Source organism: [Rhizobium] kunmingense, assembly GCF_977018605.1.
In genome coordinates this window covers 823685-840677 of the sequence record NZ_CDRNXG010000002.1, presented here as the reverse complement: position 1 = coordinate 840677, position 16993 = coordinate 823685, and the positions used below count along the sequence as shown (strand labels likewise).

At 59.9% G+C, this 16993-nt stretch carries 17 protein-coding genes and 1 pseudogene; 1 reads left to right on the top strand and 17 read right to left on the bottom strand.

The window, feature by feature from the left end:
• Nucleotides 1-75: 75 nt before the first annotated feature.
• A pseudogene (locus AC0JZ4_RS22420) lies at nucleotides 76-716 on the bottom strand (plasmid partitioning protein); the annotation flags it as partial.
• Nucleotides 717-1130: 414 nt separating this feature from the next.
• Here AC0JZ4_RS22420 and AC0JZ4_RS22415 point away from each other — a divergent pair.
• Nucleotides 1131-2600: a sensor domain-containing diguanylate cyclase gene (locus tag AC0JZ4_RS22415; RefSeq protein ID WP_471888681.1), complete on the top strand. Its 1470-nt coding sequence runs from the start codon at nucleotides 1131-1133 to the stop codon at nucleotides 2598-2600.
• A gap of 31 nt (nucleotides 2601-2631) precedes the next feature.
• Here AC0JZ4_RS22415 and AC0JZ4_RS22410 read toward each other — a convergent pair whose 3' ends face one another.
• From AC0JZ4_RS22410 to AC0JZ4_RS22335, 16 genes are all read right to left on the bottom strand, one after another.
• The gene (locus AC0JZ4_RS22410; protein WP_471888680.1) at nucleotides 2632-2943 is read right to left on the bottom strand and encodes a hypothetical protein; all 312 of its coding nucleotides are present in this window, start codon (nucleotides 2941-2943) and stop codon (nucleotides 2632-2634) included.
• A 542-nt stretch (nucleotides 2944-3485) separates the two neighbouring features.
• The gene (locus AC0JZ4_RS22405; protein ID WP_471888679.1) at nucleotides 3486-4376 is read right to left on the bottom strand and encodes a DUF3991 and toprim domain-containing protein; all 891 of its coding nucleotides are present in this window, start codon (nucleotides 4374-4376) and stop codon (nucleotides 3486-3488) included.
• Nucleotides 4377-4965: 589 nt separating this feature from the next.
• A complete protein-coding gene (locus AC0JZ4_RS22400; RefSeq protein ID WP_471888678.1) occupies nucleotides 4966-5913 on the bottom strand; it encodes a dihydrodipicolinate synthase family protein in 948 nt (315 codons plus the stop codon).
• Nucleotides 5914-5954: 41 nt separating this feature from the next.
• A complete protein-coding gene (gene hydA / locus AC0JZ4_RS22395; RefSeq protein WP_471888677.1) occupies nucleotides 5955-7364 on the bottom strand; it encodes a dihydropyrimidinase in 1410 nt (469 codons plus the stop codon).
• 31 nt (nucleotides 7365-7395) lie between these two features.
• Nucleotides 7396-7809: a DUF3830 family protein gene (locus AC0JZ4_RS22390; RefSeq protein WP_471888676.1), complete on the bottom strand. Its 414-nt coding sequence runs from the start codon at nucleotides 7807-7809 to the stop codon at nucleotides 7396-7398.
• The gene (locus tag AC0JZ4_RS22385; protein ID WP_471888675.1) at nucleotides 7806-8564 is read right to left on the bottom strand and encodes an HpcH/HpaI aldolase family protein; all 759 of its coding nucleotides are present in this window, start codon (nucleotides 8562-8564) and stop codon (nucleotides 7806-7808) included. Before AC0JZ4_RS22385 ends, AC0JZ4_RS22390 begins: the two co-directional genes overlap by 4 nt.
• A 44-nt stretch (nucleotides 8565-8608) precedes the next feature.
• On the bottom strand, nucleotides 8609-9379 hold the full coding sequence (locus AC0JZ4_RS22380; RefSeq protein ID WP_471888674.1) for an amino acid ABC transporter ATP-binding protein: 771 nt from the start codon (nucleotides 9377-9379) through the stop codon (nucleotides 8609-8611).
• A 21-nt stretch (nucleotides 9380-9400) separates the two neighbouring features.
• Nucleotides 9401-10102, bottom strand: coding sequence for an amino acid ABC transporter permease (locus AC0JZ4_RS22375; RefSeq protein ID WP_471888673.1), 702 nt, complete (start codon nucleotides 10100-10102; stop codon nucleotides 9401-9403).
• Nucleotides 10103-10215: 113 nt separating this feature from the next.
• Complete coding sequence (locus AC0JZ4_RS22370) at nucleotides 10216-11055, bottom strand: ABC transporter substrate-binding protein (protein ID WP_471888672.1); 840 nt, start codon at nucleotides 11053-11055, stop codon at nucleotides 10216-10218.
• A 115-nt stretch (nucleotides 11056-11170) separates the two neighbouring features.
• A complete protein-coding gene (locus AC0JZ4_RS22365; RefSeq protein WP_471888671.1) occupies nucleotides 11171-11464 on the bottom strand; it encodes a hypothetical protein in 294 nt (97 codons plus the stop codon).
• Nucleotides 11465-11474: 10 nt separating this feature from the next.
• Nucleotides 11475-12428, bottom strand: a complete 954-nt coding sequence (locus tag AC0JZ4_RS22360) for a dihydrodipicolinate synthase family protein (RefSeq protein ID WP_471888670.1) — start codon at nucleotides 12426-12428, stop codon at nucleotides 11475-11477.
• Nucleotides 12429-12437: 9 nt separating this feature from the next.
• On the bottom strand, nucleotides 12438-12872 hold the full coding sequence (locus AC0JZ4_RS22355) for a MaoC family dehydratase (protein WP_471888669.1): 435 nt from the start codon (nucleotides 12870-12872) through the stop codon (nucleotides 12438-12440).
• A 4-nt stretch (nucleotides 12873-12876) separates the two neighbouring features.
• Nucleotides 12877-13290, bottom strand: a complete 414-nt coding sequence (locus tag AC0JZ4_RS22350) for a MaoC/PaaZ C-terminal domain-containing protein (protein WP_471888668.1) — start codon at nucleotides 13288-13290, stop codon at nucleotides 12877-12879.
• Between the two features lie 13 nt (nucleotides 13291-13303).
• Nucleotides 13304-14467 carry an acyl-CoA dehydrogenase family protein gene (locus AC0JZ4_RS22345; RefSeq protein WP_471888667.1) on the bottom strand — a complete coding sequence of 388 codons (1164 nt, stop codon included), beginning with the start codon at nucleotides 14465-14467 and terminating at the stop codon, nucleotides 13304-13306.
• Between the two features lie 26 nt (nucleotides 14468-14493).
• Nucleotides 14494-15711: a CaiB/BaiF CoA transferase family protein gene (locus tag AC0JZ4_RS22340; RefSeq protein ID WP_471888666.1), complete on the bottom strand. Its 1218-nt coding sequence runs from the start codon at nucleotides 15709-15711 to the stop codon at nucleotides 14494-14496.
• Nucleotides 15711-16898 (bottom strand): CaiB/BaiF CoA transferase family protein, encoded by a 1188-nt coding sequence (locus AC0JZ4_RS22335; RefSeq protein WP_471888665.1) that lies wholly within the window; start codon nucleotides 16896-16898, stop codon nucleotides 15711-15713. Before AC0JZ4_RS22335 ends, AC0JZ4_RS22340 begins: the two co-directional genes overlap by 1 nt.
• Between the last annotated feature and the right edge of the window lie 95 nt (nucleotides 16899-16993).

Below are 16993 nucleotides of genomic sequence, written 5' to 3'. Positions count from 1 at the left end.
GCTCGTGTTCGCCTGACCTTCGGTCGCCGCCGACGACTGTTACAACCTCGGTCATGGCGGGCTGCTGCTCAGACAGAATTGCCGACATGACAACGTAGTCCGGCGCAGGACGTCGATCGGAGCGAAGAGATCCTCCACCCACTCGATCCCGTAGACGTGTGCCAGATCGTCGCCGAAGCTTGTCTCGCGGGGATACATGCTATTCTTGGTCAGGGCATTGGCGACCTGCCACTATGGAGCCGCGTCGCCCTTCTTTCGGCTTGTGCGCTTTCCAGACCTCCTTCTCGTCGACCTGGACGGCGGCTACGATCACCCGCAACTGCTATTCCGACGGCCTGTCACCCAGCGCCATCTGTTCGCGCATGCCGGGCAGACATTTGCAAGCAGGCGCAGTTTGCGGATCTGGCGGACAGGAAGGGTTGGAGCGACCGCGATTGCGCCCTCGGTCCAGCCGAGGGCAACGAGCCGTTCAATACCACGCCACTGGTCAACCGGATTGAGGGTTCACGAACGCTGTTCTCGACCATCGAGCGCATCGCACCGTTGTCGTTGGCAGCGTCGGCCACGATGATCTCGTTTTCTTCGAGATCGGCGGCGATGATGTAGCCGTCGCCGCCGCCCGTCGCCGGGGCGCTCCCCGGCAGATGGACGATGCCGACGGTGATTGTGGCCAGTATCAGCGTATCGGCCTGCGGCGACGACTTCGACTGGCGCATCCGGTCGCAGTTCTCCTTCAGCGCGCGCGGGTCAACCTTGATGATCTACACGGGATTTTTCCTTGTCTAGGGGAGACTAGATCGGCGCTTCGCACCCCTTCCCGGCTTTGTTTTTTTCTCGAAGACACGGACCGTGGCCGCCGAGCAGCCGAACTGGAGCCAAGCATCTTTGCCGAGCCGGACAAGCGGGGCTTCAAGTCCTGCGAGGAGCAAGCGGCGGGGATGACGCAGGCGGCGGTTGAGCAATAGCACCGGCAGGAGAACCGATCTCCGACAGGTTCCCTCCTGCCGCTCTCCTTTATATTTTTCACTTAGGGAGCGACCTGCAAGCAGCGGTTTACCTCTTCCACATAAAGTTACCTTTTCCGGGGCGCATGGTGCCGGCTGCTTCAAATTCTTATTCAGGCGTTTCCAATGACCACGACCTTCGATTCCGATATTTTCAACCTCGCGCCGATCGCTATGTGGATCGAGGATTTCAGCGGGGTAAAGGCGTTGTTCGATAATTGGCGCACAGAGGGCGTCACCGATATCAGGGCCTTTCTGCAGCAGGATCGCAGACGCGTCATTGCCTGCTCGACGCGCATCCGCGTGCTTGAGGTCAATGCCAAGACTCTGGAATTGTTCGAGGCTGGTAGCCTCGAACATCTGACCGCCAACATCGGCACCGTCTTCCGCGACGACATGCTGGACACTCATATCAACGAATTGGCGGCGCTGTTTGATGGTGACCGCACGTTTTCCAGCACAACGGTCAATTACGCGATCGGCGGTCGGCGGCTGGATATCCAGCTGCGCGGTGCCGTGCTGCCGGGTTACGAGCAGACGCTTGGTAGACTGTTACTCACCACCGAAGACATTACCGACCGCGAGGATGCCCGCCGCGCCGAAGCTGAACAGCGACAGCAAGCGGAAGGTGTCTTCGAGCACTCGCCCGTATCGCTGTGGATCGAGGATTTCAGCCGCATCCGCGTGCTGATCGAGAATATCCGCGATCGCGGCATTACCGATTTCCGCACCTTCATGGACGTCCATCCGGAATTTGTGCGTCAATGCATGAGCGAGATCCGTGTCATAGACGTCAACCAGGCGACGCTCGACCTGTTCTGCGCCAAAGACAGGTTCGATCTCCTGCAGCGCCTAGGCGACGTCTTCCGCGACGATATGGAGAAACCGTTCCGCGAACAGCTGATGGAACTGTGGAACGGCAATTTGTTTCACCATCGCGAGGTGATCAACTACGCGCTCGACGGCTCCGAGCGACATATTCTGTTACATTTTTCCGTGTTTCCCGGCCACGAGCGAGATTGGTCACGGGTTCAGGTGGCGCTTGCCGACATCACCGCACGCAAGAAGGCGGAAGCCTATCTCGAATATCTCGGCAAGCATGATGTGCTCACCAAGCTTTACAATCGCGCCTTCTATGCCGACGAGATGAATCGGCTGGAGCGCAAGTCGCTGCGCCCGGTCTCGGCGGTGATCATCGATCTCAACGGATTGAAGGAAGCCAATGACCAGCTCGGTCATGATGCCGGCGATGGCCTCTTGCGCCGCTTCGGCGAGATCCTAAACGGCGCGGTGTCTGCGCCAAACCACGCCTGCCGGATCGGCGGCGACGAGTTCGCAGTGCTTCTACCCGGCGCCGACACCAAGGCGGCGGCCACGATTGTCGAGACGATCGTTGAACTCCTGAAGATCAACAATCAGTTCTATTCTACCGCACCGCTCAGCATGTCGTATGGTGTAGCGACGAGCGAGGCCGGGGAGACGATGGAATCTGTCGTCAGGCGTGCCGATGCTCTGATGTACGAGGATAAGAAAGCGCATTACGCAACGTCAGATGTTAGCACTGGCGTGGCGCGAGCCAATGCTCGCACGCGATAGAATGGCGGCAAGCCAAATTTCGAGAAAGCGGCTAGGTTCGCCGCCCCAGAAGAGCCAACCCGTCGGCCATCATACGTTTCAGGATAAGTATTCTGTTGGCCGGTGCGGCGAGAGCCACTTCAGGGATAGCAGCAGACAATAGATTGGTAGCGTTGTCGGTCGACACGGCGATCGGCTCTTCCACCAAAGCCGCGACAACGATGTTCGTGATCGTTGTTTCATCCGATTTCACCGTTACGGTGACCTCTCTGCCGGAGCGGAGCCGGTCGACCCCGATTTCAGCGGCCTCATGCTTATCTTGAGCTTCGACCAGCGATGTCTGCGTCACCAGAAAAAATGGCATGTGTTCCTGCGGTATACTTTGATACAAATCTCAACTGCGAAGCTGTTCCGGTCAAGATGCCGAGCCTCGTTTGCACGCGCTTCCGATGCAAAAAAGGCGCTCGACCCGTAAGGGGAGCGCCTTCTTCTTTATCCCGGGACAACGTCCAACGCCGCGACGATTGCAGCGAACAGGACATCGCCTCATCGGGAAGTGATCCTGAGATCTTGTTGAGGAAGATCAATTTCAAGTCCCAAGCTGAATACGCCGCTGATAGATCTCGCCGCCCATCAGCAATGCCATGGCAAGTCAGCAGAAGCCCTGATTTGGAAATCCGAAACTTCTCGCAGCTGTTCGCGCCTGGCATCCAATCCGGTAGCGGGTGGCGAACTGGAACAGGCCACCAGTCCGCGTCCAATAAGACGCCGGCCTCCGCTGCGATTTCTGCAACCGCCGAAGATATCGCGCTTCTCATTGTCGAAGCCTTCAAGCGCACTTTGGCACGGCCAGCGCGTAGGCGGTACGGCTCGCTTATCCTCTCGGCATTACTCCTCTTATTCTCCTTACTTCCTCTTCTGCAGTACTTCGTTCCAATCGTCTGCCGTGGGTCGCAAGCGCCGCCAATTACAGCTTGTCCTTTCGGCGATCATCCGCAGCCGATCGGCATAGACATCCCCTTGGGAATTGGCATCCGTGGCAGCAACCAGCGTAAGTGCTGGCTGCCTCGCCAGGGTCACAAGAGCAGCATCTGTCGCCGGTGACCAGCCACCGCCGGTGCTGAGATAAAGCGTCTGTTCGCGAGGCCCCTCTAGGGCCGCCAGGCTCATTGCATCGATCACAGCCTCCGTGACACAAAGGCGGGTGGCATCGCTCGGTCCCATACGGAAAAGAGCCTTCGACCCACCGGTTGCGAAACCGCGCCAGTCAGGACCACGCTCTTCCCAACCGACAACGCGGCCGTCGTTGTCGAGATGTGCCCCCCACATGCTGGCAAAGGGGCCTTCTCTAAGTACCCCCTCCCGAATTGCTTGCCGGACTATAGCGATCGGAATCCAGCGCGCCCAGCACAGGTAGCGCCAGGCCCCGGATCCGGGAGAGGGCACGCGACGGCTCCGCCACCGCTCGCCGATCCCTTTGGTTGGCTCTGACCTCGGCGAGGATCTCCATTCCGGCCGTGACGATCGGAAACCGACGAGTGACGCAACCGCCTCCGCCGCAGATGGGAAGGAAATATCGTCGAGGAACATGGCAAGCCCGAAGACGTCACCTTTTTTGTCGCTGAGCGGATCAAACCACCCGCGCCCGGCATGCGTCACGATGACGATGTTGCTGCCTTGTCGGTACTTGACCGCTCGACCGGAGCTTTCTCTGATGTCGATTTCATAGCCGGCCTGCTCCAGCACCGCTTCGCAGGTAACCTTGGCGCGGAGCGCCTCTAATTCTTCTCGCTTCATTTTTCTTCGGCCGCAGCGCGGCCGCCCCTTCTTGCTTTCCGCAAATTGCGGTCACATGTCAGTCCGCCGCGAAGAGCGGAGGGGGCAAGGGCGCGGCGATCAAGGTGCAAAATTGCACCGGCCGCGGCGGAAGCTTCCCTTGCGGCCGACAGGTCGCCAGCGGCTGAGATCGGCCAGTCGCAATGAGATCCCGGGGAGAAAGGTGGTGTTCGATGCTCGATTGCTTAATCACAAGCGGGACAATTTCCGACCAGTAGCTTCTCCAGGGACGAGGGGTGGTGGCGATCACCGTGAAGCCGCAGGCAGAACTGGCGCAGCGCTCTTGCGACGCTCAATGGGTTGATCGACGCAGACCCAGACCTGGCCCAGTACTCCATCCAGAGAAGCGGAATGTCCTTCCATGGAAGTTGCGGGCTGTCGGAACGTGGTTAGAACGACGAGCTCGTGTCGGTATCAAACCTCTAGTTGCCATCTTCTAGCAATCACCTGAGCCGCACAAACCGACGAAATATGTGATAAGATAAAGCACGGTATTGACGTTAGAAAGCACCTTTTTGAGACTTTCCCGACGGTGTTACTAGCTTGATCTCTATATCTTCAAACTTGCCGATAAACCAGCCGTTGTGAGCGCGGCGGCGAGTTCACGCACTTCCGTGCTATCAAGCTCACAAATCGGCGAGCGGGACGCTGCGGTGGGGATACGGCCCAGGAGCTTGAGGCATGTCTTCAGTCGCAACGTAGCGAGATGGCCGGGTGCCCCGTAGACCGCTCGAGCAAGAGCGTAGAGCCTTTCATGGATCTCTCTTCCCTCAGCAAGGTCGCCCCGCAGCATGGCCCGATCAAGCGCCACAATCAGTTCCGGCACGACCGCGGCAAGACTGACGAGGCTGCCGTCGCTACCGATCGCAAAACAGGTAAAGAGATGCTCGTCACCTGACGCCATGACGGCAACATCCGGGCGCAGCTGCCTCGACAGCCTGCGCGTCGCATCATAAGCCGCAGTTTCCCAGCTGCCTTCCTTGATGCCGACGATACTTTCGATTTCCAGAAGTTTTGTCAGAGCGCTTGCCGAGAATGGGGTCTTCCCGGAACCGACCGAGCCCTGGAACAGGAAGAGAGGCAGGCCGGAAGCCGCGGCCACGGCCCGATGATGCTTGACAATTAGCCGCTCATCGGCACCCAGCGCCCAGGAGAATGGTGGGAAAACCATAACGGCATCCGCACCGGCCGCCGCGGCGTCCTCGGCCAACGCTACCGCTATGTCCGTGCGTTCGGAATTGATCCCGGCTACGATCAGGCTCTTGCCGCATGCGGCTTTGGCGGTCCTGACAACCTCGGCGCTTTCAGCACGATCCAACGCAAAATTCTCGCCCGCGTGCCCGTTGATTAGCAGGCCCCTCATGCCATCGGTACCGGCGACGGACGAAAGATGGGCGGCGAGATTGTCGATATCGATCGCACCGCTGCCGGTCATCGGGCATATCGTCGATGCGAAGATACCGGCGAATGCATGGTTTCGGTCTTTTGTCTGCGCCATGGCATGCCTTTCATTTTTCTGTTCTTGCATGTCAGAACCGTTCAGGCGCCGACATATTCGCTGATACCGCGCGCCAGGATCTGGCCGTGACCCCGCTCACCGAGGACCTCTCCGTCGCGGTAGACGAGCTTGCCGCGGACGAAGGTCGCGACCGGCCAGCCTGTGACTTCAAAACCTTCCCACGGTGTGTAATCGGAACCGTGATGCAGGATCTCCTGACGCAGCGTTTCCTTGCGGTTCGGGTCCCAGAGGCAGATATCGGCGTCAAAGCCGATGCCGATCGATCCCTTCTTCGGATAGAGCCCGTACATCCGCGCATGGTTGGTAGCCGAAAGCGCGACAAAGGCCTGCGGCGTGATCCGGGCCTTTGATACACCTTCGGAAAACAGGATAGGCAGACGCGTCTCGACACCCGGAATTCCGTTTGGCACCCAACGAAATGAGGAGCGTGCCTTCGGGTTCAGCTTGCCCTGAGGCGAGTCGTAGCGGAACGGGCAATGGTCAGAAGAGAAGGTCTGGAACACACCCTGGGAGAGGCCTTCCCAGATCGCCTTGTGGCTCTCCGCATCGCGAGGGGGCGGAGAGCATACATACTTGGCGCCTTCCATATCGAGCCCGTCGAGATCCTCGGCGGTTAGCGTGATATATTGCGGGCAGGTCTCGGCATAGACCTTGAGGCCACGCTGCTGTGCCCAGCGCACCTGTTCCATAGCCTCGGCGCCCGAGACATGCACGATCATGATCGGCACATCGACCAGTTGCGCATGGCTGATCGCCCGGTGCGCGGCCTCTCGTTCGACCACTTCTGGACGTGACACGGCATGATAATAAGGCGCAACCTTGCCTTCCTGCTCGAGACGTTCGGCAAGGAAGCGGATCGTGTCGTAGCCCTCGCAATGCACCATGACGAGAGCCTTTTCCCTCCGCGCGACGTCGAAGACGGCAAGCAGTTCGCGATCGTTGAGAACGAGATCGTCGTAGGTCATGAAGACCTTGAAGGACGTGTAACCATCCTTCACCAGCGCGGGTAGTTCCTGGCCAAGTACGGCCGGCGTCGGGTCGGAGATGATCAGGTGGAAGCTTGTGTCGACGAAACACTGGCCGTCGGCCAGTTTGCGATAATCCTCTACCGATTGCCTGAGTGAGTGACCGCGCTTCTGTAGCGCAAAGGACATCACCGTCGAATTGCCGCCTGCCGCGGCAGAAGCCGTCGCGGAGGCAAAATCGTCCGCCATTACAATGCCAGGCCCTGAATCCTGCGCTATATGCACATGGCTGTCGATCCCGCCGGGCATGACCCAGAGGCCGGAAGCATCGACTTCCTGCCGCGCACCGGTGATCTCGTTCGAGATAGCTACGATCCGGCCATCGACGATGCCGACATCGCCCTTGTACATGTCGCTTGCGGTGACGATCGTCCCGCCGCGGATCGCAAGATCCAGTTGGCTCATGACAAACTCCTCTTTGCCGATTTCTCGATGATCAGACCCGCTCGAATGCGATGGACTGTGCACCTTCCCACAGAACCTTGTTGCCGATGGCGGCCAGACGGTCATGGCCCTCGGTAATCGTCAGGAAATGATTGCCGGCAAGCTGGCCCGCCATGCTGGCGAAGTTGACCCGGCCATAGGCGATAAGGATTTCCGTCTCGCTGACGCCACCCGGATAAAGAATGATCTCGCCCGGCGCGGGATAACTCGTCGCGTTCTCATAAGGAACGTCGAATTTCATCTCGCCCAGTGGCATCCAGACCCCCTGCCCGCTCCAGCGAACGTGAATGACCCGTTCGATGAAGGGCAGCCGGGCCAGAAGGCTGGCGCATGTGGCAGGTGCCTTTTCCATTTCCAGCCGCGCCGGAAAAACCTCTCCGGCAATCGTGATCCTCAAGTTGCTCACTTAGCTTTTCCTCCTTCAATCGATTGCCTTGTTCCCACCGCGCACGCCATCGCCGCTTCGGCGAGAAGATTGATCTCGTTGGTCACGACGATCAGGCCTGCACCGAGCGCAACGGCATGGGTTTCCAGCAGTGCCGGCGGCACGCCCATTACGCCGAACACCTTGCTGTTCTCTCGCGCCGCAGCGGCGATGCGGGAAAAACCGGCGATCACATCCGGATGAGTGAGATTGCCGGCACGGCCCAGCGACTGGGCCAGATCCTGTGAGCCGATCAGCACGCCATCCAGACCATCGACGGCCGCGATGTCCCCAACGGCCGCGAGCGCCTCTGCGCTTTCGATCATTGCGAAGATGCGGAAACCGTCTTCGGACGCCGAAATCAGTTCCGTCGCCGGGACTGGCCAGAACGAGGCTGCAGCTATGGGGCTTGGCAGCGAACGGTTCCCTTTGGGAGGGAAACGCAGTTTGTCGACAATGCTCTGCGCCTCAACGAGGCTGTCCACATGCGGTACGATTATCGCGCGGGCACCGCAGTCGGCCGCCCGTGTCAGGTGATCGGACGATGCCTTGGGCACCCGCACATAGACCGGAAAACCTGCCATGCGTCCGGCGACACACAGCGCCGCGGCCTCTCCGAGCGACATGGCGCCGTGCTCCATGTCCGCCACCAGAAAATCGAAGCCGGCATGGCGCGCGACCGGCAGGATCTCGACACTTCTGAACACGCACGCGGCCATGCCGAGTTCAACGCTCATTTTCATTTCCTCATCGAAGTATTGGCAGGCTGAAGCATCTGGGCTCAGTGAATGACCTGGTCGAGGAAGTAACGGGCCCGTTCGGTCTGCGGCGCGGTGAAGAACTGGTCCGGCGGCGCCTGCTCGACGATGCGGCCCTTGTCCATGAACACGACCCGGTCCGCGACCTCGCGGGCAAAGCCCATTTCATGGGTCACGCAGATCATCGTCATACCATCACCGACGAGGCTCTTCATCGTTTCCAGCACTTCCTTGACCATTTCCGGATCAAGCGCTGAGGTCGGTTCGTCGAACAGCATCACCTTCGGCTGCATGCAGAGTGCGCGGGCAATCGCCACGCGTTGCTGCTGGCCACCGGAGAGCTGTGCCGGGAATTTATTTGCCTGATCGCCGATATGGACGCGTTCGAGAAGTGACTTGGCGCGATCCTCAGCTTGCCTGCGAGACAGGCCATGTGCCGACATCGGAGCAAGCACACAGTTTTCCAGAATGGTCATGTGGGGGAAGAGGTTGAAGTTCTGGAAGACCATGCCCGTTTCACGGCGCACGCGGTCGATCGATTTCGCATCGTGCTGCAATTCGATTCCATTGACGAAGATCAGGCCGTCGTCATGCTTTTCGATATGGTTGATGCAGCGGATCAGCGTCGATTTTCCGGAACCGGAGGGGCCGCAGATGACGATGCGCTCGCCCTTCTCAACCTTCAGGTCAACCTCGGTCAACGCGGTGAAATCGCCATACCGCTTGTAGACCGCTTCCATTCGAAGCGCGTAGCGCTCCGTCTCGATCGGGCTCTGATTTGTATCGTTTGTCATTGAAACCTGCCTTTCTGGAGATTAGCGCCGCTTGGCAGGGGTGGATTTGGCATTACGATCGAGGGAACGGCCAAAATGGACTTCGAGGCGCTGTTGTATCAGATCCCAGATCGACACGAGCAGCAGGTAATAGACGGCTGCCGCGGCATAGACTTCTAGAATCTGAAAGTGCTCCTGCATCAGCATATCGCTGCGCCGCATGATTTCCTCGACGGAGATGACCGAAGCGAGTGAGGTCGCCTTGAGCAGCGAATTGACCGAATTGCCAAACGGCGGGATCATCAGCCTAAAGGCCTGCGGCAGCGTCACGCGCCAGAATATCGTTCGCCGGGGAACGCTCAGCGCCCAGGCAGCCTCACGCTGTCCCTGCGGCACCGACATGAAACCGCTGCGGATGATTTCGGCCAGATAGGAAGCTTCGTGCAGGATCAGGCCGATCAGCGCCGAGCCGATGACACCCAGCTTGATGCCGAGCTGTGGCAGGCCGGTATAGATGACCACGAGCTGGATCAAAAGCGGTGTGCCGCGGAAGAACCAGATATAGGTCCGCGCAAAACCGTAGAGCATGAGGTTCTGCGACATCCTCATCAGCGCGATGATCATGCCGAGAAGAAGCCCGCCGGCGACACTCGCTAGGGTCAGCCCGATGGTGACGAGAACGCCGCCCATCAGGAAATGGTTGAAAAGATAATCGACGAAAGCAGCCGGATCGAAATAACGCACGTTCATCTCCTGTTTGGCGTGCGGCGCGGGATCCCGGCGCCTTGAGCGGTACCACCAGGCCTGCGCGCCGGATATCGCTTAGCGATGATCGGGCGCGCAGGGACTGCTTGCAATCAGGCCGGACCGGGACCAGCAATTTCGACCGGCTCATCATCGTTGAGCGGTGTCAGACCGAACTTTGCGAACAAGGCCTTGTAGGAGCCGTCGGCCCGCATTTCTTCTGTCGCCTTGACGATCGCTTCGGCAACCGTCTTGCTGCGGAAGGACATGGCGGTGCGTGCTGCACCGAGACCCGACAAAACTTCCTTGACCCTGTCTTTGCTAACCAGATCGCGTGCGACGCTGTCGACCAACAGCGCGTTATCCGCCTGTCCGGCAAGGAGCGCAGCAACCACGTTGGTCGCGGTCGGGAAGGTGCGCATCTCGACAGCAGTCGCACCCTTGGCAGCGCTGTCGTCGCTAAACTTCTTCAGCCAGTTCATCTGATAGGTGCTGACTTCGACGGCCGAGGTCTTGCCGAGTAGTTCTTCCGGCTTTGAATAGGTCTCCTTGCTGTCGGGTGCGACGACAACGGAAACCGACTGGCGGCCGTTCGGCACGAGATACATCAGCTTCGAGCGTTCTTCGGTCCAGAACATGCCGGTGTTCATGCCGTCGATACGCCCGGCGCTCATGGCCGGGATCATCGCCGGAAAGTCCATGCGGACGAGTTCGATTGGCAGGCACAGGCGCTTGGACAGTTCCGCAGCCATCTCGACGTTGAGACCCTGCAGCTTGCCATCCTTGTCAATGAATTGCTGCGGCGGGTTGGTGGGGTTGATGGAAAGCTGCAGCTTGCCTTTTTCGACCAGGTTCTCGTCGCTGATCACCGGTGCGGTGCAGGCAGCGAAAGCAGCGGCAGGCGAAAATACGAGGGCCGCGACGGCGCTCGCTTTCATAAGGAATTTCATCATGTTGTTCTCTCCGGAGTGGTGAAATTTTGAATTCACGTCTTTTCTTTTTCTTATCCTTGTTCAGCCGCCAAAGCTTTAGAAATGGCGACGGCCTAAGCGCATGACACCCAACGGCTCAGTCGATCGGACGAAGCTGGATCCGGGTGAAATTCCTGACGTAAGGCTCGAAGGGACCAAAACCCTTGACCCTGGAAAACTCGGGCGTCTCGAAGGCCCAGCCGCCGGCCACCTCGTACATGGCGGCATAACGCGGCCCGTCTCCGACCGAAACGAAGCGTTTGGCGGAAAGCCAGCCCGGGCAGGCAAGCAGGTCCGGAAAATGCGTCTCGACATACCATCTGTTGAACGCATCCTCATGTTCCGGGTCGATATCGACACGCACGATATGGGTGAAAGCCTTGTCCTGCATCGCGATCTCCTTAAGCCAGCCGGATGTCGCCGGCCTTGCGGGCGGCTTCGACAGCTGTTGCGATATTGGCGGCAATACTCTCTTCGGTCGGCATCATCGGCGCCCGCGGAGATGCGTTGCGGATGATTCCGAGCGCCTTGAGGCCGGACTTCATGCGGGTGTGCATATCGATCAGCGGCGACGGTCCGTAGATCGCCCGGACGATCGGATAGAGCCGATCGTTGACGGCACGCATGGCGGCAAGATCGCAAGCGGCACTCGCTTGCCAAAGCTCGGCAAACAGATGCGGTGCAAGGCTGCCCAGACCCGATAGGATGCCATCGGCACCAACCGCCATCTGTGGAAGGAACCAGTTATAGTTCGAGGCAAGGATCGACACATGTGGGTTCGCCTTTTTCACGGCGCGCCAGTTCTCGTCGTAGGCCAGCATCGTATCGCTGCCCTCCTTGATGGCGATCACGCCCTTGATCGCTGCAAGTTCGCACAGCGTTTCGGTCGAATAGCCGTAACCGGATGTCAGCGGATACTGGAAGAGTGAGACCGGAATGCCGATCGCCTCGGAAACCGCCCGGACATAGGCGACCGGCGCACGCGATGTCGCCGAGGCTCCGCCGCCAAGGGGGCCCGGCGGGAAGAGGACGGCGCAGTCGGCACCTGCCGCCTCCGCCATCTTCGCTTCAGCAATCGCTTCCACTGTGGACGTGGCGATAACGCCGGCAAGAACCGGCTTGTTCGGGATATGGGTGCGAGTGCGCTCGATCACTTCGCGGCGCTCGGCAACGGTCAGCAGCCCCCCTTCGCCCGCATGGCCGTTGACGAGGGCGGCGGTGACACCGTCCGGCGCGACGCAATAGTCGAGCACACGGGCGTAATCGTCCCAGTCGATTGAGAAATCCTCGCGATACGGGAGAAGTGTTGCGACCGTCAGGCCCTTCAGATCCGGTGTCTTCATCGTCGTACTCATGTCGCTTTCTCAGGCCGCCGGCTTCTTGCGGGGAAATTTCAGTGTCGCCTCGGCCTTGAGTACTTCCAGGCCGTCTTCATTGCGGGCGCTCGCGTGCCAGATGATCGTGCGGTTTTCCTCGCGCTTTTCGGCAATCCAGACTTCGAACGTAATGGTGTCGCCGTAGACGACCGGGCCAGTGAACCAGAAGCGATCCTCGATCGATATGCCGACGACACCGACGAGTTCGCTGGTCAGGATGCTGGTGCAAAGACCGGCGACCATGATGCCCGGTGCCAGCCGTTTGCCGAAGCGGGTAGCGCCGGCATAGACTTCATCGACGTGAACCGGCCCGAAATCTCCCGTGGCCGCGATGTAAAGCGCGCCATCGGCCTCGGTGATCGTCTTGGAGATCGCCACCCTGTCTCCGAAATTCAGGTCATCGAAGGATTTGAAGTCGTACATCCGATTATCCCTTGGCTGTGAAGGGAACGAGGCGGGCGGTCCCTGCGATGATCTCTTCGCCGGTGCCGCTGTTGGTGCAGGTGACCTTGCAGACCACGTCGTCGCCCTCGATTGCGGTGATCTCCGCACTCGCCTGTACGGACTCTCCGACGATGACGGGAGCCAGGAAGGTGAGCGCGAGTGCGCCGATGCGCCGGTCAGGACCACCGAGGCGATTGAGGCAGGTGGTCGCGAGCGCGCTGACGGCAAGCTCGAAGGAAACCATGCCGGCCGCACCGGCCTTGGCAGCCGCACGCGCATCAACATAAAGCGGGCCAAGATTGCCGCTGATGCCGGTAAACATCGCCTGTTCCGCGACCGTCATCGTCTTGCGGAAGGAAAAGGTCGCGCCGACCGTCAGAGTGGATTGCGTCGTCATTGAGAGGTTTTCCTTAGAGATTGAGGCCGTTCTTGATCGCGCTGCGGGCGATCAGCATGCGGTGGATTTCCGACGTGCCGTCATAGATGCGCGTGACGCGGGCATCGCGATACATCCGCTCCAGCGGAACTTCCTTGGTGAAGCCCATGCCGCCAAAAACCTGGATGGCGCGGTCGACGACACGGCCCTGCATTTCGGATGCTGCAACCTTGATCATCGAGACCTTATCGCGCGGCTCCATGCCCTGGTCGATTTCCCAGGCAGCGTTCAGGACCATCATCTTGACGCCAAAGATCTCGATGGCGCTGTCGGCGATCAGCTTCTGCACCATCTGGAAATCGCCGATCGCCTGGCCGAACTGCTTGCGCTCACCGGCATAGGTGCGCATCATTTCGAGCGCACGGCTCGCCATGCCCACGGCACGGGCACCGATATGAGCCAGGCGAATTTCAAGAACGCTTTTCATGATCAGCTTGAAGCCATTGCCGAGTTCGCCGAGCACTGCAGATGCCGGGATGCGGCAATTGTCGAATACCAGTTCGGCATGACCGTAGCCGCGGTGCCCCATCATCGGCTGGTTGCGAGCAACCTTGAAGCCTGCCGTGCCTTTATCAACGAGGAAGAGAGTGATGCCTCCGCGGGCGCGCTTTTCCTTCTCGGTCAGCGCCATGACGATCACGTAGTCGGCTATATCGCCATCGCTGATGAAATGCTTGGTGCCGTTCAGCACCCATTCGTCGCCATCGAGATGCGCCGTCGTGCTGATCGAAGCCGCGTCCGACCCGGCGCCCGGCTCGGTGATCGCCATGGCGCAGATCTTGTCGCCACGGACGGTCGGCAGGAGGTAATTGTCGCGCTGGTCACCTTCGCAGGCGAGAAGCATAGGATAGACCTGGCCGAATACGCGGCGGATCAGCGCGTCGGAGGTCTTGCCGAGTTCTTCCTCGACGAGGCAGTGGTCGACGCAGGAGAGACCACCGCCACCGACATCTTCCGGCATGTTCATCGCATAAAGGCCGAGCTGCTGGGCCTTTGCCTTGACGCGTTTCAGCTCTTCGGGGGGAATACGGGCGTCGTGCTCGGTCGCTTCTTCCAGCGGCTGAACCTCTGTCTCCACGAATTTCCGGACAGTCTCGACCAGCAGCCGGCTGTCATCCGTCAGTGAAAAGTCTATCATCTTGTCTTCCAATTGGCCCGAAGGCGTTATCCCTGATGTGTCCCGGCCGGCTCAGCCTGCCCGATCACACCCATTCCAATCAGCGCGTCCTGCCTTTCAGCCGACATGCCCAGTTCCGTCATTATGTCCCGGCTGTCCGTGCCGGGATAAAGCGGCATGCGCTGCATGGCGGGCGTCTCGCCGTCATAGCGCAGCGGATGGTTGATCAGCGTCGCCGTCTTTCCATTGACGTCGATCTCGCCGAACAGGCCCATATGTTTCGCCTGCGGGTCTTCCAGGAGATCCTCGTAGGACTGGACGCGCTCGAACCAGACGCCATGCGCGTTGAAGAGATTTTCGATCTCGGCAAAGCCGCGTTTCGCAAGAATGCCCGCCATGACTGCGGCATAACGATCACGCTCGGCATAACGGTCGATCGAGCGCAGCGCGCGCAGTTCTTCGCTGTCCAACGCTTCGGCAAGTTTTCCGGCATCATTCATAGAAAGCACGATGCGGGCATCGGTCAGCGTATAAAGGCCATAAGGGGCATCGTGATACCAGCTACCGCAATTGCGGCCACGCTTCAGGCGGCTGGCGCGATCCGGGGCCGCATAATATTTCGTAAGCGCTTCTACCTGCAGGTCGATCGCGGCGGCAAACAGGCTCGATTCGACCCGAGCCCCCTCACCCGTCTGCAGGCGACGCACATAGGCGCCGAGAATGCCCATGGCGAGAAGCGAACCGCCATGCTGGTCGACCACGGCAGCGCCGACGACCGAGGGGCCATCCTCGCCACCGCCGGTGGCTGCAACCAGACCCGACCGTGCCTGCATCAACAGGTCCTGACCCGGCCGCTTGGCGGCAGGCCCGGTAGCACCAAGCCCGGAGGCCGAGGCATAGATAATCGCCGGGTTGATTCCGCGGACCTCCTCATAACCGAGACCGAGCCTGTCGAGCACGCCAGGGCGATAATTTTCCACCAGCACATCGGCGCCGGCGATCAGCTCGTGGGCTAATGCAAGGCCTTCTTCGGACTTTAGGTCGATGGCAATCGAGCGCTTGTTACGATTGACCGCCAGCGAGAAGGCACTGACATCGCTGACCCAGGAATTGCCACCCGACCAGTGGCGCTCGAAAGCGCCCCTGAGCGGTTCGATCTTAATGACATCGGCGCCCATATCGGCAAGATACTGGCTGCAGGCCGGACCCTGCAGATAATGACAGAGGCTGATGACCTTCATGCCGATGTTCATCGCGCCTGCCATCATTTCGCTCCAACGGCGGAGGAAGCAAAAAGCGCATCGATTTCGGCGGTGTCATAGCCGATCTCACCGAGAACTTCGCGGGTCTGGGCGCCGAGCCGCTGCGGCACAAGACGCACCTCCGGCGACTTGCCGTCATAGCGGGCCGGATGCATGACCATCGTCACGTTCTTGCCATAAGCACCCTCGACGGTCTTGAAGGCCTGCATATGCGAAAGCTGGGGATCGGCCTGCAGATCCTCGTAATCCTGAACCGGTGCATGCCAGATCTTGCCGGCCTCAAGCAGAGGCAGCCATTCGGCCGTGGTCTTTTCCTTCAGCTTTTCGGTTACGAGGCGGGTAATCTCCTCACGCCGGGCAAAACTGTCGGCATCGGTGAAGTCCGCCAGAGCGGCAATGCCGAGCACACCGGCGAGCGCCTTCGGCGCCGCCATCGAGACGGCGAGATGCCCGTCTGATGTCGCGTGAATGCCGTAAGGGCCGGGAGAAAACCATGAAGCGATGCCGGCCGGGCCGCGCGAGGTCGGCGATGTCGCCCCGTTCAGCCACGCCGTCAGCGGCTCGACCTGAAGGTCGATCGCAGCCTGATAGAGATTGACCTCGACAAGACGCCCTTCACCGGTCCTGGCCTTGGCAAACAGCGCCGCAAGGATTGCCATCGCATAAAGCGAAGCCGCGTGCTGGTCTACGATGACCGCGCCTACCGGTGTCGGTGCGCCTTCGGCAGTGCCCGTTCTGGCGGCAAGACCTGACATCGCCTGCAGAAGCAGATCCTGACCCGGCCGGTCACGATAGGGCCCGTCGCCGCCGAAACCGGTCGCGACGGCATAGATCAGACCCGGATTGACGGCCTTCAATTGCTCGTAGCCGAGGCCGAGTTTCGCCATCGTGCCGGGCCGGAAATTCTCCATCACCACATCGGACGTCTCGACCAGCTTCTTGACGGCCGCAACACCCTGCGGGTTCTTCAGATCGACGGCGATGCTGCGCTTGTTGCGGCCGGTCGCCAGATGATTGACGCTGTCTCCCTCGACGAAACGGTTTGCAACAGCCCAGTTGCGCTGGAAAGCGCCCTCGATCGGCTCGACCGCAATAACATCCGCACCGAGATCAGCCAGCGTCTGCGCGGCAAGCGGGCCGGCCAGGAAGTGATTGAAGCTGAGGATCTTAACGCCGCTCAAAAGGCTCATCGAGGAATGCCACTTTCCGACTTTGCTGTTTTTTTATTCAGCGCCACAAGGTGCCGCCGAATGAGGCAATGATAGGTCGGCGAATTTGCAAATGG